The sequence below is a fragment of the Algibacter amylolyticus genome (assembly GCF_014202225.1).
Taxonomy (GTDB): Bacteria; Bacteroidota; Bacteroidia; order Flavobacteriales; family Flavobacteriaceae; genus Algibacter_B; species Algibacter_B amylolyticus.
This window is the reverse complement of the sequence record NZ_JACHGE010000005.1, coordinates 217546-239873: the sequence shown is the minus strand read 5'-3', so window position 1 is coordinate 239873 and position 22328 is coordinate 217546. Positions and strand designations below refer to the sequence as shown.

The window sequence follows — 22328 nt, the reverse complement described above, 5'->3', positions numbered from 1 at the left end:
TCCGTTTAAGTACATTTTTTTTCGATAAAATGACATATTCTGTAATTTTTTTTTCTATGTTTGTAAAACCAAATTAATATTGAAAGATGAAAAAAGTATCCTTACTTATGTTACTCTGTTTTGTAACAATTACTTCAAAAGCACAAGATATTGATGCTTTATTAGCCGCCGGTGTTGAAGATGCCGAACGTTTTGCTAACGATTATTTAGCACCAGGAACTAATGGCTTAATGCATAGTATGAATGCCAACTGGTTTAATACAGCAGTTGCTAAACCTTTAGGCGGTTTCGAGATTTCTGTTATTGTTAATGCGGCTTCGGTGAAAGATGAAAATAAAATGTTTAATTTAAATACAGACGATTATCAAAATGTTTCTTTTGAAACAGGACCGTCGTCACAAATGGTTGCTTCTGTTTTAGGAGAAAATGATCCAGCGGTTTTTGTTGAAGTTGAATATGATGATCCAATATTTGGTAATCAAACAGAAAGAATTGAATTGCCATCAGGTATAGGTGAAGGTAGTGGTAATTTATTGCCTACCGCATTTTTACAAGGCGCTTTAGGTTTAGGAAAAGGTATTGAAATAAAAGGACGTTTTGTTCCTAAAATAGAAACCGACGATGTTTCATTAAGCATGTATGGTGGTGGTTTACAAGTAGAGTTTACCAATTGGTTGCCAGCAGATAAATTGTTGCCAGTGGCAGTTTCAGGTTTAGTGGCTTATACACATATTGATGCTGCTTACGATTTAACAGAATCGTCAGGAATTGATGGTAACGATCAAAGTATAGAAAACAATACAAACACCTGGTTGTTTCAATTAATAGCATCTACCAAATTACCAGTAATAAATTTTTATGGTGGTTTAGGCTATATTAAAGGAACCTCAGAATCTGATTTGTTAGGTACCTATATTGTAACTAACGGACCTGTGTCATCAGATCCAATTGTAGATCCGTTTTCAATATCAAGCGATGTTGCAGCTGTTAGAGGTACTATAGGAACAAAATTAAAGTTAGGTTTTTTCAGACTTAATGCAGAATACCATGTATCGGAATTCGACTCGTTTTCTGTAGGTGTTAATTTTGGTTTCCGTTAGGAAGTCACATCAAAAGAAAGTTAATTTTTAGTTAGTTATATTTAATTTTTGTTTTAAAAAAAGCACAAGATTTTATCTTGTGCTTTTTTCGTTTACAGCGTTTTAATTTGTAATTTAGCGGTAGTTAATTTTCAGGCCAAATCAATTTTATTTTTGGTAAGCTTTTATTTGCTATAATCTTGAAAATTAATAAGGTTTATGACGATAGTCATGTTATTCATGCTATTATATCCCGAATTTTGAACAACGATTTAAACAAATAAAACACTAATTAAAATAAATATTATGAAAGTTACCGTAGTTGGAGCAGGAGCAGTAGGAGCAAGTTGTGCTGAGTATATTGCTATTAAAGATTTTGCATCAGAAGTTGTATTGTTAGACATTAAAGAAGGTTATGCTGAAGGTAAAGCCATGGATTTAATGCAATGTGCATCTTTAAATGGTTTTGATACAAAAATAACAGGTGTAACAAACGATTACAGCAAAACGGCAAATAGTGACATTTGTGTAATTACTTCTGGAATTCCTCGTAAACCAGGAATGACTCGCGAAGAATTAATTGGTATTAATGCTGGTATTGTAAAAGCGGTATCAACTAGCTTACTTGAGCATTCTCCAAACATGGTGCTTATTGTGGTAAGTAACCCAATGGATACTATGACGTATTTAGCGCATAAATCTTTAAACATCCCTAAAAACAGAATTATTGGAATGGGTGGTGCTTTAGATTCTGCACGTTTTAAGTACAGATTAGCTGAAGCTATGGAAGCGCCAATTAGCGATATCGATGGTATGGTTATAGGAGGTCATAGCGATAAAGGTATGGTGCCATTAACAAGTCATGCAACAAGAAACAGTATTAGAGTTTCTGAGTTTTTAAGCGAAGAACGTTTAGAGCAAGTAGCTGCAGATACTAAAGTAGGTGGAGCAACATTAACAGGTTTATTAGGAACTTCTGCTTGGTATGCGCCAGGAGCTGCTGTAAGTGGTTTAGTTCAAGCTATTGCTTGCGACCAAAAGAAAATGTTCCCTTGTTCTACATTTTTAGAAGGTGAATATGGTTTAAACGATATCTGTATTGGAGTTCCTGTAATTTTAGGAAGAAACGGTATTGAAAGTATTGTTGATATTCCATTAAGCGATGCTGAAAAAGCACATATGCAAGCTAGTGCAGAAGGTGTTAAAAAGACTAATGGATTATTAGAGTTATAGTAATAACTTCTTTTTAAATATATTTGGGCTATCATTTTTAATGATAGCCTTTTTTTATTTTGTGCTTATGAAAAAAATCGCATACCTAATTTTAATACTCATTGTTACTTCCTGTAATGTTTTCAAAGAAAAGAAAGAGTATTCTTTTACTTATGAATTTGAAAATAAAACATCTCAGAGAAATATCTTAGAAACGATAAAAGTTTTAAAGAAAAGGCTCGATAGTTATGGGGTTGAAAACTCTATTACAAATCAAAAAGGAGATAGATTACATATAAATGTTAAGGCTATTAATTTAGATTCAATACGTTTAAATAGTTTAATCCTTAATCAAGGAAAATTAGAGTTTTGGGAATTATTTAAAGGAAACGATTTTCATGATTTTATGATAGATGTTAATGAGTTTTTCATGGATACTACTCTAGAGGATAGCATTCAAGTGCAGCCTCTATTGAGTAAAATAGCATCTCAGGGCTATCCAGGAGGACCAATAGTTTTTCAATTTAAAGCAGAAGATACAGCGTCTGTAAATAAGATGCTAGGAAATAAAGAAGTAAGGTTTCTTATTCCTGAAGATTTCCTGAATGTTAAGTTTTTATGGGGAGTTGCAGATGAGATCGGGCATCATCCTTTGTATGCAGCAAAGTCCAATAGAGATGGAAGACCGCCTCTTACGGGTGCGTCTATAACGGATGCAATGCATAGTTTTGGACCTATTGGTAGACCTGTTGTAGCTATAGCAATGAATGATAAAGGGGCTTTAACTTGGGAAAGAATTACGGAAAATGCCTTTCTAAATAGTACTTTTATAGCCATTACTATTAATGATTTAGTATACACTGCTCCAGGTGTTGCTGCAGGAGCAATTAAAGGAGGGAGATCGGAGATTAGTGGGAATTTCACCATAGAAGAAGCTCATGATTTAGCAATTATATTGTCTTCTAAAGGAAAAATACCTAAGCTAAATCGGGTAAATAATTAGATTACTTCAAAATGATAATAATTTCTTTATATTTGGTGCATGATTGCAAGATGGTGTATTAGTATATTAATTTTTAGTCTTACCTTATTTGGTGCTGTTTCCCAACAACAAATGGTGGTGGCTAATCAAGAAATTGTACTTCAATTTCAGGATGCCGATTTAACAACTTATCAAACCGAAAAAACTGTTGCTGCTTTAACACTTCAATTGCAAGATTTAGGCGCTCAAAAAATACAAGTACTTTCTAAAGCTAATGGTACATTAAAAATCACCTATTACAGTGATGCCGATATTACCCATATTAAGCAAACGCTAGCTAAAGAAAGCCAATTATCGCTTAAGCTTACCACTCAAGATAAGAATTCATCTCAATTTCCATTTAACGATTCAGATGTTAGTTATTATCTTGATGTTTACGAAATACATAAAGGACAGGATTCTGGTTGGGATTTCGATGGAGCAATAAGCTTAGAAGTTAAAGTTAAAAGCGACCGTTTTTTAGATCCTAATTTTTTAAGTGTTGGTTATTTAGCTTATTCATATCAGGAAAACCTTTTACAGGTTGCTTATATAAATCGTAGAGAGGTTGCTATTCAATTAAGCAGTCCGTTACACACTATTCCCGAGGTTAGGGCAGGACCCAAATGCTAAAACGTTAATAACTTGTTTCTTGTAAAGTTTCTATGGTGACTTTTAAAAAGAAATGTAGTCTATTTAATACGTACTTCACAGCTTAGAATTCAAGTTATAACAAGCGTTAATACTAACGAATTCATTAAAATCATATTCAAAAAAATAAAATTGTCAAATCCTGTAGTAAATTCTATATTTGCTCGCCCTGAAATATTCAGGTTTAAAAATTTGACGTAAAAAGTATAACAATGCAAAACAAAGGATTAGTAAAACTATTTGCTATTTTGTTTGGTTTGGTAAGTCTTTACCAATTATCATTCACATTCACAGCAAATTCAGTTGAAAAAGAAGCACAAGAAGTTGCGATTAACAAAATATCTGAGTCAGAACCAGATTATCGTGCACTTCGTAGTCAAGAAGAGGCTAACTATCTTCAAGAAAAAGGAACAGATACCGTTTATAATATTGGTGTTGCGAAATTCACTTATAATGAAGTGAAGCAAAAAGCCATGAATCTTGGTTTAGATTTAAAAGGTGGTATTAACGTTATTCTTCAAGTATCTGTAAAAGATATCTTAAAAGGATTAGCAAACAACACTACAGATCCTGTTTTTAATAAAGCTTTAGAAGATGCTTCAGAGCTACAGAAAAATAGTCAAAACACGTATTTAGAAGATTTCTTTACGGCTTTTGATGCTATTAAAGGCGATACTAAATTAGCGTCTCCAGATATCTTTTATACTAGAGAGTTAGATGGTGAGATAGATGGAAGTATGTCTGATAGTGATGTAAAAAGCATTATCGAAACTAAAATTGATGAGTCTATCGTTTCTGCTTTCGAGGTGTTACGTAAACGTATTGATGAGTTTGGTGTAACATCTCCAAACATTCAACGTTTAGGAAACTCTGGTCGTATTTTAGTAGAGTTACCAGGTGTTAAGGATGTAGAACGTGCTACAGGATTATTACAAAGTACAGCACAATTAGAATTTTGGGATGCTTATAAAGGTGAGCAATTTTACCAATTTATAGACCAAGCCAATGCGGTTTTAAAAGATCTTGTTGTTGCAGATAATGTTGCTGAGGTTGAGCCACAAGATGAAGAGAATGCACAAAACGATCAAATTGATGATTTATTAGGAGATGCAGAAACAGATTCTACAGCAGTAGATACTAACAATCCACTTGGTAAATTAATTAGAGGTCTTGGTTACCAAGGCGGACCAATTATCGCTAAGTTCGAAATTAAAGATAAAGAAACAGTATTAGATTACTTAAACAAGCCACAAGTAAGAGCATTACTTCCAGCAGACCAACGTTATACTAAGTTTGTTTTTGGTAAGCCAGAAAAAGGTAGCGAGCTTGTTGATTTATATGCATTAATAGGAAACAGAGAAAACGTACCACAATTAAGTGGAGCGGTTGTTACCGATGCAAGAAACCAATTTGGTGCTACAGGAAAATCTGAAGTATCTATGCAAATGAATGCTAAAGGTGCTAAAATCTGGGAAGAAATGACTGGAAAAGCATACGCACAAGGTAGCCAAATCGCTATTGTTTTAGATGATGTTGTGTATTCTGCACCAGGAGTAACTACAGGACCAATTGCTGGTGGTAGTTCTTCTATTTCTGGAGATTTTTCATTAAACGAAGCTATCGATTTAGCAAACGTATTACGTGCCGGTAAATTACCAGCATCTGCAGATATTATTCAAAGTGAGGTTGTAGGACCATCTTTAGGTAAAGAGGCTATAGAGAGTGGTACAATGTCATTCTTAATTGCATTGGCTTTAGTATTAATATGGATGATTTTCTATTACGGAAAAGCAGGAGCATTTGCAGATATCGCCATGTTATTAAACCTTTTATTAATCTTCGGTATTTTATCAGGATTAGGAGCCGTATTAACATTACCTGGTATTGCGGGTATCGTTTTAACCATTGGTATGTCGGTGGATGCTAACGTACTTATTTTCGAGCGTATTCGAGAGGAACTATCGAAAGGTAAAGGACAAGCAGAAGCTATTAGCGATGGGTTTAGTAATGCATTATCTTCAATCTTAGATGCCAACATTACAACCGGTTTAACCGCATTAATCTTATTTGTTTTTGGTACAGGGCCAATTAAAGGTTTCGCAACAACATTATTAATAGGTATTGCAACATCTTTATTTACGGCAATTTTCATAACAAGATTATTAATCGATTGGTATTCAAACCGTGGAGGTAAATTAGAGTTCTCAACAGGACTTACTAAAAACCTTTTCAGAAACATCAACATCGAGTTTTTATCAAAACGTAAAGTAGCCTACATCATTTCAGGAGCTTTAATTCTTGTAAGTTTAGCATCTTTAGCTATTAACGGGTTAAACCAAGGTGTCGATTTTGTTGGAGGTAGAACGTATCAAGTACGTTTTGCGCAAGACATTAGCGCTTCAGAAATTACAGATCTATTATCACAACCAGATGTATTTGGTAGTGCAGATGCAAAAACTTTTGGAGATGCTAACCAGTTAAAAATAACAACTAAGTACAAAGTAAACGAGTCGGGTTCTCAAGTCGATGAGGAAATCAGAAAAGCGCTTTACACAGCTTTAGTTCCACATTTAGAGGGTACAAGCTACGAGCAATTTATCGATTTAAACGACGAGAACAAGCAAGTAGGTTTATTAGAGTCTTACAAAGTAACACCAACCATTGCCGATGATATTAAACAAGCATCATTCTGGGCAATTTTAGGATCTTTAATCGTAGTATTCCTATACATCTTATTCCGTTTCAAGAAATGGCAATATTCATTAGGAGCCGTAGCAGCAGTATTTCACGATGTTATACTTGTGTTAGGTGTATTCTCTTTAACGTACAAGTTTATGCCGTTTAATATGGAAATAAATCAAGCGTTCATTGCAGCAATACTAACCGTAATTGGTTACTCATTAAATGATACCGTGGTTGTATTCGATAGAATTCGTGAATTCTTTAACGAGCACACCAACTGGAAATTCGATAAAGTAGTAAATGCATCATTAAGCAGTACATTAAGTAGAACATTAAATACCTCATTAACAACTTTAGTAGTGTTGTTAGCCATCTTTATTTTTGGAGGCGATTCAATAAGAGGATTTATGTATGCATTAATAGTAGGTGTTGTAGTGGGTACCTATTCATCATTATTTATTGCAACGCCAATAATGTATGATTCTGTAAATAAATTAGAAGACAAGGAAAAGAAGAACGACTAACTCAAATTTTTCTTTATAAAAGAGCCTGTTAACATTTGTTAGCAGGCTTTTTTTATGGAATATCGTCACTTCGAGTAATTTTGATGGTAACTAAAATGGTATCGAGAAGTTGGGCGTTACCACAAGGGTCGGGCTTTCCACTATATCTTTTTAAAGTTGTTGTTTAAAGGAGCCTGTAAAGTTGTAATCTGTTAAATTATAGTATTCACCAAGTATAAGTTTTAAGCTTTAAAAAGGATGCCGTTTCAATCCCTAACGCAACTATCCGCTAAAGTTCGTGTGCATTAAAAGTAAAGCAAGTCTTTTTGCCGATAATACTAGAAAAGCACCACCATGTAATTAACAAAAAGGCTGTAGTGTTATGCAATAGGCCAGTGGAACATTAAACTTTAAGAAAAACATTCTTTTTATAAAGGAAATACAGAAATAACCATTCTATAAAAATAAAGCCCATTACAAGTACAACCGCACTATAATCGCCAAAAATATTGGCAAACCCGCCAAATACAACCCGCGATGTATGTCTAAAATCAATTAAGACCGTAGCCATATAAATGATAATAGAATTCATACCAATAACTCTAAAAAAGAAGGTCCATCTCTTGAGCTGCCACACATCAATAATTAAGTAAAATAAAGCAAGTAAAAGGAAACTTATGCCTCCTGCTAACAGGTTGAATGTGGAGGTCCATACAGACTTTATTATTGGGTACCAATTATCTAAAACCAATGCTAGTACTATTAAAAGCACACCAATGCTAGTAAGCTTAGTTATCTTTTCATAAGGTTTTGTGCTTTTAGAGCGTAATGTAATTCCAGCTAAAGTTCCCATAAGTATAATGGCAGAAGCAGAAAAGGTACAAAGTATACCTTCCGGATCAAATACTTTTCCGTAAAGCTGCCCTGGTAAAAACAATCGGTCTATATAGCCATTAATGCTACCTTCTGGAGTTAAAATGCCAGCACCATGCCCCGGAACAGGAATAAATAATTGTAAAATGCCATATCCCACAAGTATGCCTGTTGTCCAAATGGCAATAGCTTTAAAAGATTGGGGGTTAATAGCTATAATTGCGGCTATTAAATAGGCAAGTCCAATTTGTCCTAAAACGCTAGCCACTCTTAAATTATCAAATTCAAAACTTAATACACCATTGTAAACCATACCCAGAATTATGAGTATAACCGCTCTTCTAAGAATTTTTAAGTATAGTTGCGATTTTTGTGTACCCTTTTCTAGTTTTCCAAATACAGAGTACGGAATAGCCACTCCAGAAATAAACATAAAAAGTGGAAATATAAGATCGAAGGCATGAAAACCTTCCCATTCGGCATGATGTAATTGCGTGGTCATGCTTTGTAACCAAGCCCATTCTGTTTTCGCGTTAAGCGCCAGAAATAAAGACTGTCCACCTATAATCCAAAACATATCAAAGCCGCGAAGTGTATCTAGAGAAAGAAGTCTGTTTGATTTAGTATTAGTCATGCGTTGCTTTAAATTAATTTAGTTCTACTTGTTTTACACTTAGATACTTTTGGGTTAATCGAAAATATTATCCTTTAACGTTTTAGATCCATTCCAGGACCTTAAATAGATGGCGCTATCTGTTTGTTTCATTATAGTAAATAAATCATCTATAGTGTCAGGAGTGTATTGAGATTTGTGGCAACTAGCCCCTTTATGTGCTATGGTTAATTCGTTTTCGTTAAAAGGAATTCTATGAGTAAGAAATCTTTTTTGGGTAGTTTTCCAATTCTCATTAAACCAATTACCTACTTTCGATTTTAATTTTAGGTCATCCGCTTGCGCTTCTTTAGGAAAACCATAAAAGAGTAGGTGGTTTAGAGTTTCCGATGCTTCTCTTTGAAAAACTTCTGTTACAATATTACTCACTATCCTATGATCGGAATGCCCGTATTCTCCACCCGGTCCAAAAGTAATTACAACATTAGGGTTGTGTTTAGTAAATAAGCTATCAATTTTGTCATCTAAGGCATATAAGTTTTCATATAAAGCGAGATCGCCATCGGTATACTTCAAAAAAATAGGTGGGTTAATACCCAAGGTTTTTGTAACGCACAAGGCCTCTTCCATGCGCACTTTAGCAAGGGAATCTCCTACTGGTATATTGGCATGTTCTGCAACACCTTTAGAGCCATCTGTAACAAACACTAAATTAATTGTTACGCCTTCATTTGCATATTTTGTAAGCAACGGGGAGATTACAATCTCATCATCTGGATGCGCAAATATGGCCATTAAAGACTTGGTTTTATTGGAAACTACCTCGGTCTCGTCTTCTTTATTGCTGCTGTTTTTGCAGGCAACAAGTATAATTAAGGTACAAAGTATGGAGAGTAGTTTATTCATGATATATTAAATTGTAGCGGTTTATTATTCAGTGTAAAGCTATACTAACTTTAATGTGCCTAAAGTAATAATTTTTTATTAAATGTAATTATAACATTTAATTTATTTAGGTTTATGTGTCTTACATTAACCTAATTAAAAATGGTTAAGGCGATTATTGTAGTGTGCCTGTTAGAGATGGCGCTTAGGCATTAAAGTGGAATCCTGCTGTTAAAAGACAGCTATTGCATGTTAGTAGTGCCTTTTGTAAAACCATTTTGGAGGTTTAGTTTAGGCTATTTAGTCTCATATATAATTTGGTCTCCAACAGCAATACCCCAAACATCAACTAAACCAGCATTAACTTCTAATACATATTTAGCAGGTGTGTTTGATGGGAGTGAAGATTCATCAAAAGGTTTCGCGTTTTTCTGAAAGCTAACAATGATTTTGTTAGCATTAATATAAATAAGGTCTAAAGGGATTTTGGTGTTTTTCATGTAGAAGAAACGCTCTTTTTCATCATCAAAGACAAAAAGCATGCCCTGGTTATTGGCCATTGAATTTCTGTACATTAAGCCAGTTTGAATGTCAAAATCGGTATCAGCAATTTCAATATCAAGCTTTATTGCTGTAGCGTCGGAGGCTTTTATAATACTTAATTCACCTTCTTTAGTAAAGCTAATTTCGGTTTGTTTTATAACTTTTTTGTCCTCCTTACAGCTTAATAAAGAAACACCTAAAAATAAGAGAAGCGCTATAATGTTAGGTTTCAAAGTCATCATAAATCTCCTTTTTTTGGAATTTAGTTTTTGTTATTTGAAATTTTAATTACCTGCTGTTTTGGGCTTATAAACAAACATAAAATAAAGCCCTATTAATACAAAAGGTATGCTTAACCATTGTCCAGTATTTAAACCAAACCAATTAATGTATTCTTCGCCTTGAGGTTCTTTTGTAAATTCTATAAAGAAACGAATGCTCCACAGTAAAACTAAAAACAAACCAAATAAAAATCCTGGTTGGTCTTTTTTGCTAGTCTTGGTGTAGAAGTACAATAAAATTAAAAATACAAAAATGTAGCAAAACGATTCGTAAAGCTGCGATGGGTGTCTATAAGGAACAGCCTCTAATAAATTTTGAAACTGTGCATTATCGGTTACAGCGCTATAGGCTTTTTGTACATCGTTTATACCTGTACGCTGTACAATTTCCCTTTTATAATATTGGTCTTGTATAAAACGTACCCCAAAATTAGAATCGGTTACCTTTCCTATAATTTCAGAATTTATAAAGTTTCCTATTCTAATAAAAACAGCTCCAGAAGCTACGGTAATTACAATACGGTCTAAAATCCAGAGTAAAGATTTGTAAGTATATTTTTTTCTGTACAAGTACATTCCAACAATAATACCAATGGCAGCACCATGGCTAGCTAGCCCTTGAAACCCTGTAAACTCAAAACCACCTTTAAATTTAAAAGGCAGAAAGATGCTAAAAAAATCTTCAGAGATTAATTCCGATTGATAAAATAAAACATGCCCAAGTCGTGCTCCAAGCATAGTAGCTAAAACGGTATAGATAAAAAGAGGGTCTAAATAATCTAAAGACACTTTTTCTTTAGTGAAAATACGTTTCATGATATACCAACCTATAATAAATGCAATAACCCACATAAGGCTGTAAAAGTGGAGTTTGAAATTTCCAATAATATCAATCCCAGTTATTGGGTTCCAATCAAATTTTAATACTTGCATAGGTTTTGTTTTACGCTGTAAATATAAGGGTTTAAAGAGGTATTAATGTTAAAATTTATTTAAGAAGTTCTAAGATTTCAACTTCAAAAATAATATTAGATTTTGGCGGTATACCTCTAGATCCCGCTTCGCCGTAGGCTAAATGGTAAGGAATAAATAATGTAGCCTTATCGCCAACGTTTAATTGCTGCAAGCCCTCTTTAAAACCTGCTATCATTTGAGCATCTGGACCAATATCGGCAGTAATAGGTTTATACCTATTTGCTGCTTTACGTTTTTCGTTAACAGCATCTAATTCTTCAGCAATTTCCAATTTGCTAGTTTCTAGTAGTTTTCCATTTTCAAAATACACCGCATAATGGGTTAATACCGGTGTGTTTTCGGTTAAGCCTTCGCCGTTTCCTTTTTCAGAGATATAATATTTTAAACCAGACTCTAGAGCAGTAGCCTTGGATTTTTGCATTTCGAATTTATCTAATGTAGCTTGTAATATCGCTTCTGCTTTAGCCTTTTTTTCTTTTTCAATACGTTCAGCTTCAGCAAAATGATTTTTAAATACCGAAGGAGCATCAAATTGTTTCGCGGCTTTTCCTTTTCTTATAATATTCAATTCTTCAATAGTTACATCTTCTAAAGGCTTATCTCTGTTATCTGTTTTTACATTCGATATGGAGTCTTGAATATCTAAACCAATAACCAATTTACCAAATACATTGTATTTATTATCAAGATGAGGTTTTGGAACTTCGGTTATAAAAAACTGACTACCATTTGTGTTAGGTCCAGAATTAGCCATAGAAAGAATTCCTGGTTGGTCGTGTTTTAAGGCTTCGTTAAACTCGCCATTAAACTTATAACCTGGTCCACCTTGCCCTGTACCGTTAGGGTCGCCACTTTGAATCATGAATTTATCGATAACACGATGGAAAATAACACCGTTATAAAACTTTTTCTTTTTGTATTTTTCGTTAACCATGGTGTTATTACCTTCGGCTAAGGATACAAAATTTGCAACCGAAATAGGCGCTAGCTCTTGCTCTAGTTTAGCAACCATAACTCCTTTGCTTGTTACAAACTCGGCGTACATACCGTCTTCTAGGTCTGGGTATTGTGCTTTACAGGAGGTTAAATACATTGCAAAAACAAGCAATAAAACTTTAATAAAACGTATTGATAACATGTTAATGGGATTGATTTAGGGTAATAGAATTTACGGTTACCTCGCAGATTAGAGGTGTATTTCTTCCAATTTTATTTTCATCTCCATAATAGCCATAAGCTTTTTGCGAAGGGAAAAGGAAAGTAACAGTTTCACCAGATTTCATGAGCTTTAAACCCTCGCGAAGTCCAGTAAATAACTCTTCTTTATCCATGGCATAGGTTTGTGTTTTTAACTCGTCGGTCGAGTAAATAACGCTACCATTAAGAGCTTTTATATTATAGTTGTAATTAATAACATCTCCAAAACCGGGTGTTTTTAAAGAGTCTACTTCAACTTTATTATTGTAATAATACCAAAAACCACTTTCTGAAGCAATGTAATCCTTTTGCTCAAGGCTCATTAGTTTTTCAATAGATGCTTTTTCTTTTGCATTTAATTTTTTATTGCGCTCCACGGAGGCATCAATAAAAGAACCCGATGTTACCGAAATTGGGCGTCTTGCTTCAGGAGTTTTGCAGCTAAATACTAGTAAAACTATGGCTATGGTGAGTAATTTATTCATTATTTAGTGCTTTGTTATAACTAGGCAATATACTAATAAATTTTTCAACCGTTTCTTGTAAGGATAAATCACTTTTGCCACCTGCAGCGTTGGTATGACCGCCACCTTCAAAATGTGCTCTAGACATTTCGTTTACAGAGAAATTGCCTTTAGAACGTAAAGATATTTTTATAATACCTTCTTTTCTATCTTCAATAAAAATTGCAGCAAGTACCACACCATCTAACGATAAACCATAATTAACAACACCTTCGGTATCTCCTTTTTTATAGTTATACTGTTGCAGCTCGTCTTGCGAAAGCGTAATATATGCCGCTCTAGACTCAGGGATCACCTTTAAATTAGTTAGCGCACAGCCTAATAATTGCAAACGTTCATAGCTGTTAGTATCGTAAACGTTATTGTGTATTTCATTATTATTGGCCCCTTTATCTATGAGTTTAGAAATTATAGCGTGTGTTTTACTGGTGGTAGATCTAAACCTAAACGAACCTGTATCTGTCATAATACCTACATAAAGACAAGTTGCAATGATGCTATCTACCAAGTTTTCATCGCCTAAAAAGTCAATAAAATTGTATACCATTTCGCAAGTGGAACTCATACTAACATCGCTGTAGGTATAAGTCGCATAATCATCTGGTGCTTGATGATGGTCAATCATAATTTTTAAAGCTTTACTGTTTGTTAAAACAGTTTCCATCTGTCCGGTTCTATGAAAAGCATTAAAATCTAAAGTAAAAATAATGTCGGCATTTTTAATTAAATCTTCACAAACCTCCTTTTGTGTATCGTGTTTTAAAATGCTTTCGTTTCCAGGAATCCATTTTAAAAAATGCGGATAATCATTAGGTGTTATAACGGTAACATCATGATTGCCTTTAACTAAATAGTGGTAAAGTCCCAAAGTAGAGCCAATAGCATCGCCATCGGGGTTTTTATGCGGTACAATTACTATTTTTTTAGCCGATGATAATAGCTGTTTTATGCATGTAATATCTTGTGTTTTCATAGGCCACGAATATACAATTTAATAATATATACTTTAAATGGATTAACGTACATTTATAGCATCTAAACCTATAAATTTATTTAAAATGAAGTTTATATTTAAGTGTATTGTTTTGAGTGTGTTTATTTTTTCGTGTAAATCTGTAAAACATAAAACAGCTGCTCAAGTTGATACAAGTAGTGATTTTGTAATTGCTTTTGGCTCATGTAATAAGCAAGGAATTGAGAATATACTTTGGGATGATATTTTAAGTAATAAACCAAACCTATGGATTTGGGGAGGCGATAATGTATATTCTGATACCGCTGACAGACAGGAAATGGAAGATGATTACAACCAATTATTAAAACAGCCCGAGTATAAAAAACTAACCCAAAGCACTAAAGTTTTGGCCACTTGGGACGATCATGATTATGGTTTAAACGATGGTGGTGCAGAGTTTAAAGCAAAACAGCAAAGTCAAGAATTATTTTTAGATTTCTTAAATGTGCCAGAACATGATTTCAGAAGGCATAGAGAAGGCATTTATCATTCAGAAGTTATCGAAACAGAAAAAGGCGCAATAAAAATTATAGTTTTAGATACACGTTATTTTAGAACGGCCTTGACTGATGATGACATAGTTGCAAAAAGGTATAAGCCAAATAATTATGGAGAAGGTACTGTTTTAGGAAACCAACAATGGCAATGGCTAGAGAAAGAACTAGAAACAACAAACGCAGATTTTAATATAATTGTTAGCAGTATTCAGTTTTTATCTACAGAACATGGGTTTGAAACTTGGGGTAATTTTCCTCACGAAGTCGATAAATTAAAGCAGCTCATAAAAAAAACTCAAGCAAAAGGCGTTTTATTGCTTTCTGGAGACCGACATATTTCAGAATTTTCTAAAACTATTGTTGATGGTGTAAACTATCCATTAATAGATTTTACATCAAGTGGATTAACACATTCGTATTCTAATTTTAGTTCGGAGCCTAATCAATATAGAATTGGTAAAGTGGTAAGTCAAATTAGTTTCGGTTTGCTAAAAGTAAATTTTGATACAAAAGCAATAAAAATGGAAATGCGTGGAAATGAAAATATTATACTACAAGAACTTTTACAAAAGTATTAGATAAAAATAATATTTAAATGTATTTTTGCACAAAATTAAAACAATATAATGGCAACAAATAGAACATTTACAATGCTTAAGCCAGATGCTGTTGAGAAAGGACACATCGGTGCAATATTAGAAAAAATTTCAGCTTCAGGGTTTAGAATTGTAGCAATGAAATTAACACAAATGACAACTGCAGATGCAGAAGAGTTTTACGCGATACATAATGAGCGTCCATTCTTTCCAGAATTAGTAGAGTACATGACTCGCGGACCAATTGTTGCTGCTATTTTAGAAAAAGAAAATGCTGTAGATGATTTTAGAGCATTAATAGGTGCTACAAATCCTGCTGATGCTGCCGAAGGCACTATCAGAAAAATGTTTGCAGATTCTATAAGTGAAAATGCAGTACATGGTAGTGATAGTGATGATAACGCAGCTATCGAAGGCGCTTTCCATTTTTCAGGAAGAGACCAATTTTAGTTATTACACCATAATAAAACATAAAAAAATCTCGCAACTAAGTTGCGAGATTTTTTGTTTTAAAAAAGTACTGTATGTTTTACTAAACTACTTTTACGTTTACGGCATTTAAGCCTTTTCTACCTTCCTGTAAATCAAACTCAACTATGTCACCTTCGCGAACTTCATCGATTAATCCAGAAATGTGAACAAAATGTTCGGTGTTTGAACCTTCTTCAGTTATAAATCCGAATCCTTTAGAATCGTTGAAGAATTTTACTGTTCCTTTACTCATTGTAATATATTTTAATTAATAATATTATATGGATTGCAAAGGTCGTGCCACAAAAAAAACATACTAAATCCTTTCATATGGAAGGACTAGAATACTCTTGCCGCATATTAGATTCTAAAAACAATTTGTTTTTCTGTAGTTCTGCGCTTTCCGTATGCTCAGAGAGGCTTCATATTAAACCAAAAAAAAAGCCTATCAAATAAATGATAAGCTTTTAATTGTAATTGTTATATAGTATATCCTTAGATTACTTTTACGTTTACGGCGTTTAATCCTTTTTTACCTTCTTGTAAATCGAATTCTACTGCATCACCTTCACGAATTTCATCAACTAATCCAGAAATGTGTACGAAATGTTCTTTGTTGTTGTCATCTTCAGTTATGAATCCAAATCCTTTAGAATCATTGAAAAATTTTACGATACCTTTACTCATTGTTATTGTATTATAATAATTAATATGCAGCAAAGGTACAGCCAATTAAGTTATAAAACACTATAAACAAAAAAAGCCTATCAAAATAAATGATAGGCCCTACTTGTAATTGTGAAATAGTATATCGTTAGACTACTTTTACGTTTACGGCGTTTAATCCTTTTCTACCTTCTTGTAGATCGAATTCTACAACATCACCTTCACGAATTTCATCGATAAGTCCTGAAATGTGTACGAAATGTTCTTTGTTGTTGTCTTCTTCAACTATGAAACCAAATCCTTTAGAATCATTGAAAAATTTTACGGTACCTTTACTCATTGTATTTGTATTATAATAAATTAAGCAACAAATATAATGTAAAAAAGAATAAGTCTTATCTTTTTTGTGAAATTTTTATGCCAACCCATAATATCTAATTATCTTAAAACCAGTTTTTTAATAATTTCTTTGCCTAGTTCCTCATTAAGCATGGTAATTATTTTCGCCTTGCCATAGCTTAATTCCTCCCTTAAAACACTGGAACTCAATTGTACATAAAGCGTTTCACGTTCTAGATTTACCGAGGTGGTATAATTATTAACCCCATTCCCCATAAGGTTAGCCCATGCCTCAGCAACATTTACTTTGTTTAATCCTTTTTCAAGCCTATTAGTTTCAACAAACTCTTTTAAAGCGTCACTAATACTTAGGTTTTCGTTGTTTCGTTTTGCCATGGTGCGGTTAACTTATATATGTAATTTAAATTTTGTTTAAAAGTATAAAATTAAGTCCAATTCTAGCCATGTTTTTTGGGCGTTACCCGAAAAGGGTCGGGCTATCCGCTATATCTTTTTAAAGTTGTTGCGGCTAAGAGTTATCGATGTCGCAATCTGTTAAATTATAGACTAACTCAAGTTGTATTTTGGCAAGCTTTAAAAAGGATGCCGCTTTTATCCCTAACGCGGGTATGTTGGCTAGTTTGTTTTTTAAATGGAAAGTTATTTAGTTTTTGGAGAGGTTCGTTTGCCGTTTATTTATATGGAAAGGTTCGTGTTTGTGTGCGAGGGTTTTTCGAAGGAAAATCATAAGCTAATAAACGAACAACTAACATTAGTTTGGCTAAAATTAGCAATTTTTTAGATACTGTTTTGTAAAACGTTTTTTCAATCCAAGGAGATTATTTCCCATATCTTTCCTTTTTCGGTAAAGTCCATATATTTAGAACTCGACTTTTAAGTCCATTTGCGGTATTTGGTTCAACAATTTCAATTTCAGTAATACCAATTAATGCTATATTATATTTTTCGCTTTCTAATAAGTAGCCATCTATATAGATTTTTCCTTTTTTTTTTCAATCCAAAAAATTGATTCAATTCCGATTGCTTTTTGCTAACTGGAATTGTTTTTAAATCCACAAATAAGATACCTTGTTCGGTGAGATTATAATAATCAATGCTTTCTTTATTCGGAATCTCCATTAATATTGACATTTCATTGATTTTGGATTTTAACTCATCCTCTGAAGTTCCCAAACTTTTTATAAAATATTCATTTCCAATAATATTTTTGTTGAATATGACGGATGGTTTTTGAGTTTTTGCTTGTGGTAGTTTTATATAAGCTTCCTGAGAAAAAATGTTTATTGAAACTAATAATGTCAGAATTAATGTTGGTATTATTCGCATCTCTTAAATGTTTTACAACTTTTTCTCGGAAATGAATTCGTTTTATTGTTTTATATCCGAGGGTAAACGAAGGTAGTCGAAATTTTTTACAAAGTCAAAAAGTTCTTTTAAACGCTAGTTTAAATATGACTTCGGATTAACACCGATTACTTTGCTTATGCTTTCTTCTGTTTTTTATTAAGCTATACTTAATATCGTCATAAAATAAACTGCTCAATAAAACTAAAGCGGCAAAAAGCAGTGTGTTTAATTTCCAATCGACTTTAGAATAAAGAAAGCCACCCACTAAACCACCAGCAAAAAAGAATAAAATAATATAAATCCTCAATTTAATATTAGCCTTTAGTTTTTCTCTTTCTTTATGTAGATTGGGGAAGAATAATTGCGAAATATCAATGCCTAAATCAGTAAATAGGCCAGTAAGATGCGTTGTTCTTACCACAGCATTCGAAATTTTAGTTACAAAAGAGTTTTGAAGCCCCATTGCAAAAAGCAGTAAGCACACAATTAAATCTGCAGATTTTAAAGCCATAACATTACTTAAAAGCCCAATTGATATTAAAATTAAACATTCAATTAAAGTTGGCAGAAAAAAAACATTTAGCTTTTTGTTTTCTCTAAACTGCTCAATTAAAAAACTAGACACAAAAGACCCGAATAGAAAAGAGAAAATGTACAGGAAATATATAGTGCCTTTCCAGAATTGAAAAGTAGCAACATCGTTAATAAATAGCGCAAAATGACCGGTTACATTAGTGGTTAAATGCTTATACGCTAAAAAGCCCGTAACATTTACTATGCCTGCAACAAAAGATAGAACAGTGGCAATACGTAAATTATGTTTTAAAGTTCTGCTTTTTCCTTGATGTCTAAACATTTAGTTTTCTTTAGTTTAAATAGTAAACAATGTTTCTAAGAATACCAACTGGTTTTCATGCTAAAAACATGTTGGATACCTCTAATTTATATTTAGCGATAAGCGAAAGTAGTCGAAATTCTCAATAAAGTCAAGGGAGAAATAAATGGCTATTCCAACTTAAAAATCTCGAACGATTGATGTACCTGTTTTACAGCATTTTCAGTGCGTTCTGCATGCGTATCGCTAATAAAGAGTTGTCCAAAATTTTCATCGTCCACCAGTTTAATAATTTGTGCTACACGTTGTTCGTCTAGTTTATCAAAAATATCATCTAGCAATAAAATAGGATTCACACCACTTTGGTTTTTTATAAAATCGAATTGTGCTAGTTTTAAGGCTATTAAAAACGATTTTTGTTGCCCTTGGCTTCCAAATTTTTTAATAGGATGTTCTGCTATATTAAAATGTAAATCGTCTTTATGTATACCAACACTAGTGTATTGTAAGGCTCTATCTTTATTAATAGCAGCCATTAAAAGTGTGTTTAAGTTATCTTCAAATAAATGGCTATCATAAATTAAATCTACAGTTTCGTTGCCATTGCTAATGGCTTCGTATCTCGATTTAAAAATGGGAATAAAAGCTTTTAAAAAGGCATCTCTTTTTTCGAAAATTACCGTTCCGTATTCGGTTAACTGCGAATTATAAACTTCTAAAGTGTCCTTATTAAAGGTATGGTTTAATGCAAAATATTTTAATAATGCATTACGTTGTGCTAGTATTTTGTTGTAGTTAATTAGATGATTTAAATAGCTTTTATCGCTTTGCGAAATTACCGAGTCAATAAACTTTCGTCTCGTGGTACTACCTTCAATAATTAAATCTCTATCGGCAGGCGATATTATTACTAAAGGCAAAAAGCCAATATGCTCGCTAAATTTATCGTAAGCCTTTCCGTTGCGCTTAATCACCTTTTTTTGCCCGCGTTTTAAACTTATCGCTACTTTTTCGGTTTTTTCATCCTTATTATAGTCGCCATTAATCACAAAAAACTCTTCATCATGCTTAATATTTTGCGTAGCTACAGGATTAAAATAACTTTTTCCGAAGGATAAATGATAAATCGCATCTAGTACATTCGTTTTGCCTATACCATTATTACCAACAATACAATTTATTTTATCATTGAAAATGAACGATTTACTATCGAAGTTTTTATAATTAAGTAAAGAAAGCGATTTTAAAATCATAGAAAAAGCAACTTTGAGGGCCTTTAGAGGTTAAACTCTAGATAAGAAGTGCAAATTATTGAAAAATATCAAATAAATAGGCTTTTAGTTATGAAGAAAAATTATATTTTTGCGCCACATTAATAAAATGTGTCCTATATATTTTTGTTAGGACCATATCATATAGACTAAATACATGGCAACTTATAAGAAAAGAGGTTACAAACCAAAAACAGAAGTAGAAAAACAAACTAATATTGAAGAGGAGTCTACAACTGCAGAGGTTTTTAACACACTTGATGAAACAGCTTCTAAAACAGAAGATTTTGTAGCAAAAAACCAAAAGTATATTTTTATTATAATTGGTCTTGTTGCTGTTATTGTTTTAGGTTCTTTAGCATATAAAGAATATGTTGCAAAGCCAAAACAACAAGCGGCTATGAACGATATGTTTCAAGCTCAAAAATACTTTGATCAAGCTGTTACAGGAGCGTCAAAAGATTCTCTATACAACTTAGCTTTAAATGGTGGCGAAGGTAAATTTGGTATGTTAGATATTATCGAGGAGTACAGTGGTACGCCTTCTGCTAACTTAGCAAACTACTATGCTGGTACAGCGTATTTAAGATTAAAAGATTACAAAAATGCGGTTAAGTATTTAGGTGAATTTAAAAGTAACGACGAGATTTTAGCACCTTTAGCTAAAGGAAATATTGGTGATGCCTTTGTGCAACTTAACCAAAACGATGATGCTTTAGGGTATTACGAGCAAGCTGCCGAAATGCGTAACAACGAATTTACTACACCTATGTATTTATTTAAAGCAGGTACAATTGCTTTAGAGTTAGGGAAAGCAGATAAGGCGTTAGCTTACTTTGAAAGAATTAAAAATGACTACGCAAACTCTACCGAAGCGGCACAAGTAGATGTGTTTATTGGTAAAGCAACAGTGTTAGCAAACAAATAATAGCTAAAACATATATGGCTACGGCAAATAAAAATTTATCGGATTACGATAAAACATCAATCCCAAACGCGAGTAATTATCGGTTTGGGATTGTTGTTTCAGAATGGAACGATACCATTACAGAAGGTTTATACGAAGGCGCCTATAATGCCTTAATTGATAATGGCGTATTACCAGGTAATATTATCCGTTGGAACGTACCAGGAAGTTTTGAGTTGATTTACGGTTGTAAAAAAATGCAAGAACAAATGGTAAATGCGGTTATTGCAATTGGTAGTGTAATACAAGGTGAAACTAAGCATTTCGATTTTGTTTGCGAAGGTGTAACTCAAGGTATTAAAGATCTTAATGTAATGCGCGAAACACCAGTAATATTCTGTGTGCTTACCGATAATAATATACAGCAAAGTATTGATCGCTCTGGTGGTAAACACGGTAACAAAGGTACAGAAGCGGCTATTGCTGCTATTAAAATGGCAGAACTTAGAGAAAACAATTAAGTTGTTTTAAAAATTTCAATATTCAAAAAAAACTAAATTCCATGATATGCTTAGAAGCGTCTTCTAAGTATTTGGAATTTAGTTTTTCTTTTTTTAGAAATGGCTCAATAAGCGGTTTGTTAACATTTTTTGGCTTTTAAAGCTTCTGTTTCTGACTACTTTTAAGTATTTTTGAAAAGAGGAGCAATGCCAATGTATTTAACATTTTTATTGGCAAAAAACTAGATTTTGTTTAAACAACGTAAGCATAAAACTTTTAATTATCAACCTAGGTTTTCTAAGGAAAATCAAACGGATTCTAGTTTAGATAACAATTCTAATACCAAAGAATTTGTTTCCAAATGGAAACGCGAAAAAAGCACTAAAGTGAAAACACGAGGTGCTATGTCCATGAAGGTGTTACTATTGGTTTTGGTATTATTATTGATTTGTATGTATTTATTAGAAAAAAAATACATGTAAAACTCTACCAAATAAACTTGACCCTTATTTGGTACTAAAAAACTTAGAAATCATGGGAATTTTAAAACTGCGTAAAAACAAAAAATTTAGTTATACACCTCGTACTTATGATGATAAAGGCGAAGGTAATCCTTATGAGATTAAACATAAGTTTGACGAATACAGAAAAACCGTAGGTCCTAATAAAGGTATAAAAGGTAAGTTTATTGATGCTTTCGACGACTATAAAAACAACCCAGACCACCAAGCTAGTAAGCGTGTTTTAATTATTATTGGAATTCTTGTTTTAGTATTTTTATTCATCATCGATTTCGATTTATCTATATTTTTACCCAAATAAT

Annotated in this window: 25 protein-coding genes; 11 read left to right on the top strand and 14 right to left on the bottom strand. The window is 32.9% G+C overall.

The window, feature by feature from the left end; all coding sequences use genetic code 11:
- The first annotated feature begins 86 nt into the window (after positions 1-86).
- From HNQ90_RS11825 to secDF, 5 genes are all read left to right on the top strand, one after another.
- Positions 87-1100, top strand: a complete 1014-nt coding sequence (locus HNQ90_RS11825; RefSeq protein WP_144116115.1) for a DUF6588 family protein — start codon at positions 87-89, stop codon at positions 1098-1100.
- Positions 1101-1385: 285 nt separating this feature from the next.
- Positions 1386-2312 carry a malate dehydrogenase gene (locus HNQ90_RS11820; protein WP_144116116.1) on the top strand — a complete coding sequence of 309 codons (927 nt, stop codon included), beginning with the start codon at positions 1386-1388 and terminating at the stop codon, positions 2310-2312.
- 67 nt (positions 2313-2379) lie between these two features.
- The gene (locus HNQ90_RS11815; protein WP_144116117.1) at positions 2380-3294 is read left to right on the top strand and encodes a SecDF P1 head subdomain-containing protein; all 915 of its coding nucleotides are present in this window, start codon (positions 2380-2382) and stop codon (positions 3292-3294) included.
- Between the two features lie 39 nt (positions 3295-3333).
- The gene (locus HNQ90_RS11810) at positions 3334-3945 is read left to right on the top strand and encodes a hypothetical protein (protein ID WP_144116118.1); all 612 of its coding nucleotides are present in this window, start codon (positions 3334-3336) and stop codon (positions 3943-3945) included.
- 230 nt (positions 3946-4175) lie between these two features.
- Entirely contained in the window at positions 4176-7169 is a 2994-nt protein-coding gene (secDF, locus tag HNQ90_RS11805) for a protein translocase subunit SecDF (protein WP_144116119.1), read from the top strand.
- 382 nt (positions 7170-7551) lie between these two features.
- Here secDF and HNQ90_RS11800 read toward each other — a convergent pair whose 3' ends face one another.
- The 7 genes from HNQ90_RS11800 to HNQ90_RS11770 all read right to left on the bottom strand — a co-directional run bounded on the left by HNQ90_RS11800 (position 7552) and on the right by HNQ90_RS11770 (position 14012).
- The gene (locus HNQ90_RS11800) at positions 7552-8655 is read right to left on the bottom strand and encodes an acyltransferase family protein (protein WP_144116120.1); all 1104 of its coding nucleotides are present in this window, start codon (positions 8653-8655) and stop codon (positions 7552-7554) included.
- 54 nt (positions 8656-8709) lie between these two features.
- Complete coding sequence (locus HNQ90_RS11795; RefSeq protein ID WP_144116121.1) at positions 8710-9540, bottom strand: PIG-L family deacetylase; 831 nt, start codon at positions 9538-9540, stop codon at positions 8710-8712.
- Between the two features lie 275 nt (positions 9541-9815).
- Positions 9816-10301 (bottom strand): DUF192 domain-containing protein, encoded by a 486-nt coding sequence (locus HNQ90_RS11790; protein WP_144116256.1) that lies wholly within the window; start codon positions 10299-10301, stop codon positions 9816-9818.
- Between the two features lie 45 nt (positions 10302-10346).
- Positions 10347-11276: a prolipoprotein diacylglyceryl transferase gene (gene lgt / locus HNQ90_RS11785; RefSeq protein WP_144116122.1), complete on the bottom strand. Its 930-nt coding sequence runs from the start codon at positions 11274-11276 to the stop codon at positions 10347-10349.
- Between the two features lie 55 nt (positions 11277-11331).
- The gene (locus tag HNQ90_RS11780) at positions 11332-12456 is read right to left on the bottom strand and encodes a peptidylprolyl isomerase (RefSeq protein ID WP_144116123.1); all 1125 of its coding nucleotides are present in this window, start codon (positions 12454-12456) and stop codon (positions 11332-11334) included.
- A gap of 1 nt (position 12457) precedes the next feature.
- A complete protein-coding gene (gene gldI / locus HNQ90_RS11775; protein WP_144116124.1) occupies positions 12458-13000 on the bottom strand; it encodes a gliding motility-associated peptidyl-prolyl isomerase GldI in 543 nt (180 codons plus the stop codon).
- On the bottom strand, positions 12993-14012 hold the full coding sequence (locus HNQ90_RS11770) for a DHH family phosphoesterase (RefSeq protein WP_144116125.1): 1020 nt from the start codon (positions 14010-14012) through the stop codon (positions 12993-12995). The genes gldI and HNQ90_RS11770 overlap by 8 nt, the downstream gene beginning before the upstream one ends.
- Positions 14013-14097: 85 nt before the next feature.
- Here HNQ90_RS11770 and HNQ90_RS11765 point away from each other — a divergent pair, with 85 nt between their 5' ends.
- Both HNQ90_RS11765 and HNQ90_RS11760 read left to right on the top strand, forming a co-directional pair.
- The gene (locus HNQ90_RS11765) at positions 14098-15129 is read left to right on the top strand and encodes an alkaline phosphatase D family protein (protein WP_144116126.1); all 1032 of its coding nucleotides are present in this window, start codon (positions 14098-14100) and stop codon (positions 15127-15129) included.
- A 48-nt stretch (positions 15130-15177) separates the two neighbouring features.
- A complete protein-coding gene (locus tag HNQ90_RS11760) occupies positions 15178-15597 on the top strand; it encodes a nucleoside-diphosphate kinase (RefSeq protein WP_144116127.1) in 420 nt (139 codons plus the stop codon).
- Between the two features lie 82 nt (positions 15598-15679).
- Here HNQ90_RS11760 and HNQ90_RS11755 read toward each other — a convergent pair whose 3' ends face one another.
- The 7 genes from HNQ90_RS11755 to recF form a co-directional block, all read right to left on the bottom strand.
- Positions 15680-15871, bottom strand: coding sequence for a cold-shock protein (locus HNQ90_RS11755; RefSeq protein WP_144116128.1), 192 nt, complete (start codon positions 15869-15871; stop codon positions 15680-15682).
- Positions 15872-16113: 242 nt separating this feature from the next.
- Positions 16114-16305, bottom strand: a complete 192-nt coding sequence (locus HNQ90_RS11750; protein WP_144116129.1) for a cold-shock protein — start codon at positions 16303-16305, stop codon at positions 16114-16116.
- A gap of 127 nt (positions 16306-16432) precedes the next feature.
- Positions 16433-16624, bottom strand: coding sequence for a cold-shock protein (locus HNQ90_RS11745; RefSeq protein ID WP_067150460.1), 192 nt, complete (start codon positions 16622-16624; stop codon positions 16433-16435).
- 98 nt (positions 16625-16722) lie between these two features.
- Positions 16723-17019: a DciA family protein gene (locus HNQ90_RS11740; protein WP_144116130.1), complete on the bottom strand. Its 297-nt coding sequence runs from the start codon at positions 17017-17019 to the stop codon at positions 16723-16725.
- Positions 17020-17833: 814 nt separating this feature from the next.
- Positions 17834-18007, bottom strand: coding sequence for a hypothetical protein (locus tag HNQ90_RS18125; RefSeq protein WP_420837929.1), 174 nt, complete (start codon positions 18005-18007; stop codon positions 17834-17836).
- Between the two features lie 99 nt (positions 18008-18106).
- Entirely contained in the window at positions 18107-18847 is a 741-nt protein-coding gene (locus tag HNQ90_RS11730; RefSeq protein WP_144116132.1) for a YoaK family protein, read from the bottom strand.
- Positions 18848-18996: 149 nt separating this feature from the next.
- Complete coding sequence (gene recF, locus HNQ90_RS11725; RefSeq protein ID WP_144116133.1) at positions 18997-20079, bottom strand: DNA replication/repair protein RecF; 1083 nt, start codon at positions 20077-20079, stop codon at positions 18997-18999.
- A 175-nt stretch (positions 20080-20254) separates the two neighbouring features.
- On the opposite strand from recF, the gene HNQ90_RS11720 reads away from it, so the two are divergent.
- The 4 genes from HNQ90_RS11720 to HNQ90_RS11705 all read left to right on the top strand — a co-directional run bounded on the left by HNQ90_RS11720 (position 20255) and on the right by HNQ90_RS11705 (position 22327).
- Positions 20255-21025: a tetratricopeptide repeat protein gene (locus HNQ90_RS11720; protein WP_144116134.1), complete on the top strand. Its 771-nt coding sequence runs from the start codon at positions 20255-20257 to the stop codon at positions 21023-21025.
- A gap of 14 nt (positions 21026-21039) precedes the next feature.
- Positions 21040-21525 (top strand): 6,7-dimethyl-8-ribityllumazine synthase, encoded by a 486-nt coding sequence (gene ribH, locus HNQ90_RS11715; RefSeq protein WP_144116135.1) that lies wholly within the window; start codon positions 21040-21042, stop codon positions 21523-21525.
- Between the two features lie 228 nt (positions 21526-21753).
- The gene (locus HNQ90_RS11710) at positions 21754-21987 is read left to right on the top strand and encodes a hypothetical protein (RefSeq protein WP_144116136.1); all 234 of its coding nucleotides are present in this window, start codon (positions 21754-21756) and stop codon (positions 21985-21987) included.
- A gap of 52 nt (positions 21988-22039) precedes the next feature.
- On the top strand, positions 22040-22327 hold the full coding sequence (locus tag HNQ90_RS11705; RefSeq protein WP_144116137.1) for a riboflavin synthase subunit beta: 288 nt from the start codon (positions 22040-22042) through the stop codon (positions 22325-22327).
- Position 22328: the final 1 nt, after the last annotated feature.

Bases quoted from the DNA above. Each gene is read 5' to 3' on its own strand.
- HNQ90_RS11825 (WP_144116115.1), top strand. From the start codon at position 87: ATGAAAAAAGTATCCTTACTTATGTTACTCTGTTTTGTAACAATTACT.
- HNQ90_RS11820 (WP_144116116.1), top strand. From the start codon at position 1,386: ATGAAAGTTACCGTAGTTGGAGCAGGAGCAGTAGGAGCAAGTTGTGCT.
- HNQ90_RS11815 (WP_144116117.1), top strand. From the start codon at position 2,380: ATGAAAAAAATCGCATACCTAATTTTAATACTCATTGTTACTTCCTGT.
- HNQ90_RS11810 (WP_144116118.1), top strand. From the start codon at position 3,334: ATGATTGCAAGATGGTGTATTAGTATATTAATTTTTAGTCTTACCTTA.
- secDF (WP_144116119.1), top strand. From the start codon at position 4,176: ATGCAAAACAAAGGATTAGTAAAACTATTTGCTATTTTGTTTGGTTTG.
- HNQ90_RS11800 (WP_144116120.1), bottom strand. From the start codon at position 8,655: ATGACTAATACTAAATCAAACAGACTTCTTTCTCTAGATACACTTCGC.
- HNQ90_RS11795 (WP_144116121.1), bottom strand. From the start codon at position 9,540: ATGAATAAACTACTCTCCATACTTTGTACCTTAATTATACTTGTTGCC.
- HNQ90_RS11790 (WP_144116256.1), bottom strand. From the start codon at position 10,301: ATGACTTTGAAACCTAACATTATAGCGCTTCTCTTATTTTTAGGTGTT.
- lgt (WP_144116122.1), bottom strand. From the start codon at position 11,276: ATGCAAGTATTAAAATTTGATTGGAACCCAATAACTGGGATTGATATT.
- HNQ90_RS11780 (WP_144116123.1), bottom strand. From the start codon at position 12,456: ATGTTATCAATACGTTTTATTAAAGTTTTATTGCTTGTTTTTGCAATG.
- gldI (WP_144116124.1), bottom strand. From the start codon at position 13,000: ATGAATAAATTACTCACCATAGCCATAGTTTTACTAGTATTTAGCTGC.
- HNQ90_RS11770 (WP_144116125.1), bottom strand. From the start codon at position 14,012: ATGAAAACACAAGATATTACATGCATAAAACAGCTATTATCATCGGCT.
- HNQ90_RS11765 (WP_144116126.1), top strand. From the start codon at position 14,098: ATGAAGTTTATATTTAAGTGTATTGTTTTGAGTGTGTTTATTTTTTCG.
- HNQ90_RS11760 (WP_144116127.1), top strand. From the start codon at position 15,178: ATGGCAACAAATAGAACATTTACAATGCTTAAGCCAGATGCTGTTGAG.
- HNQ90_RS11755 (WP_144116128.1), bottom strand. From the start codon at position 15,871: ATGAGTAAAGGAACAGTAAAATTCTTCAACGATTCTAAAGGATTCGGA.
- HNQ90_RS11750 (WP_144116129.1), bottom strand. From the start codon at position 16,305: ATGAGTAAAGGTATCGTAAAATTTTTCAATGATTCTAAAGGATTTGGA.
- HNQ90_RS11745 (WP_067150460.1), bottom strand. From the start codon at position 16,624: ATGAGTAAAGGTACCGTAAAATTTTTCAATGATTCTAAAGGATTTGGT.
- HNQ90_RS11740 (WP_144116130.1), bottom strand. From the start codon at position 17,019: ATGGCAAAACGAAACAACGAAAACCTAAGTATTAGTGACGCTTTAAAA.
- HNQ90_RS11730 (WP_144116132.1), bottom strand. From the start codon at position 18,847: ATGTTTAGACATCAAGGAAAAAGCAGAACTTTAAAACATAATTTACGT.
- recF (WP_144116133.1), bottom strand. From the start codon at position 20,079: ATGATTTTAAAATCGCTTTCTTTACTTAATTATAAAAACTTCGATAGT.
- HNQ90_RS11720 (WP_144116134.1), top strand. From the start codon at position 20,255: ATGGCAACTTATAAGAAAAGAGGTTACAAACCAAAAACAGAAGTAGAA.
- ribH (WP_144116135.1), top strand. From the start codon at position 21,040: ATGGCTACGGCAAATAAAAATTTATCGGATTACGATAAAACATCAATC.
- HNQ90_RS11705 (WP_144116137.1), top strand. From the start codon at position 22,040: ATGGGAATTTTAAAACTGCGTAAAAACAAAAAATTTAGTTATACACCT.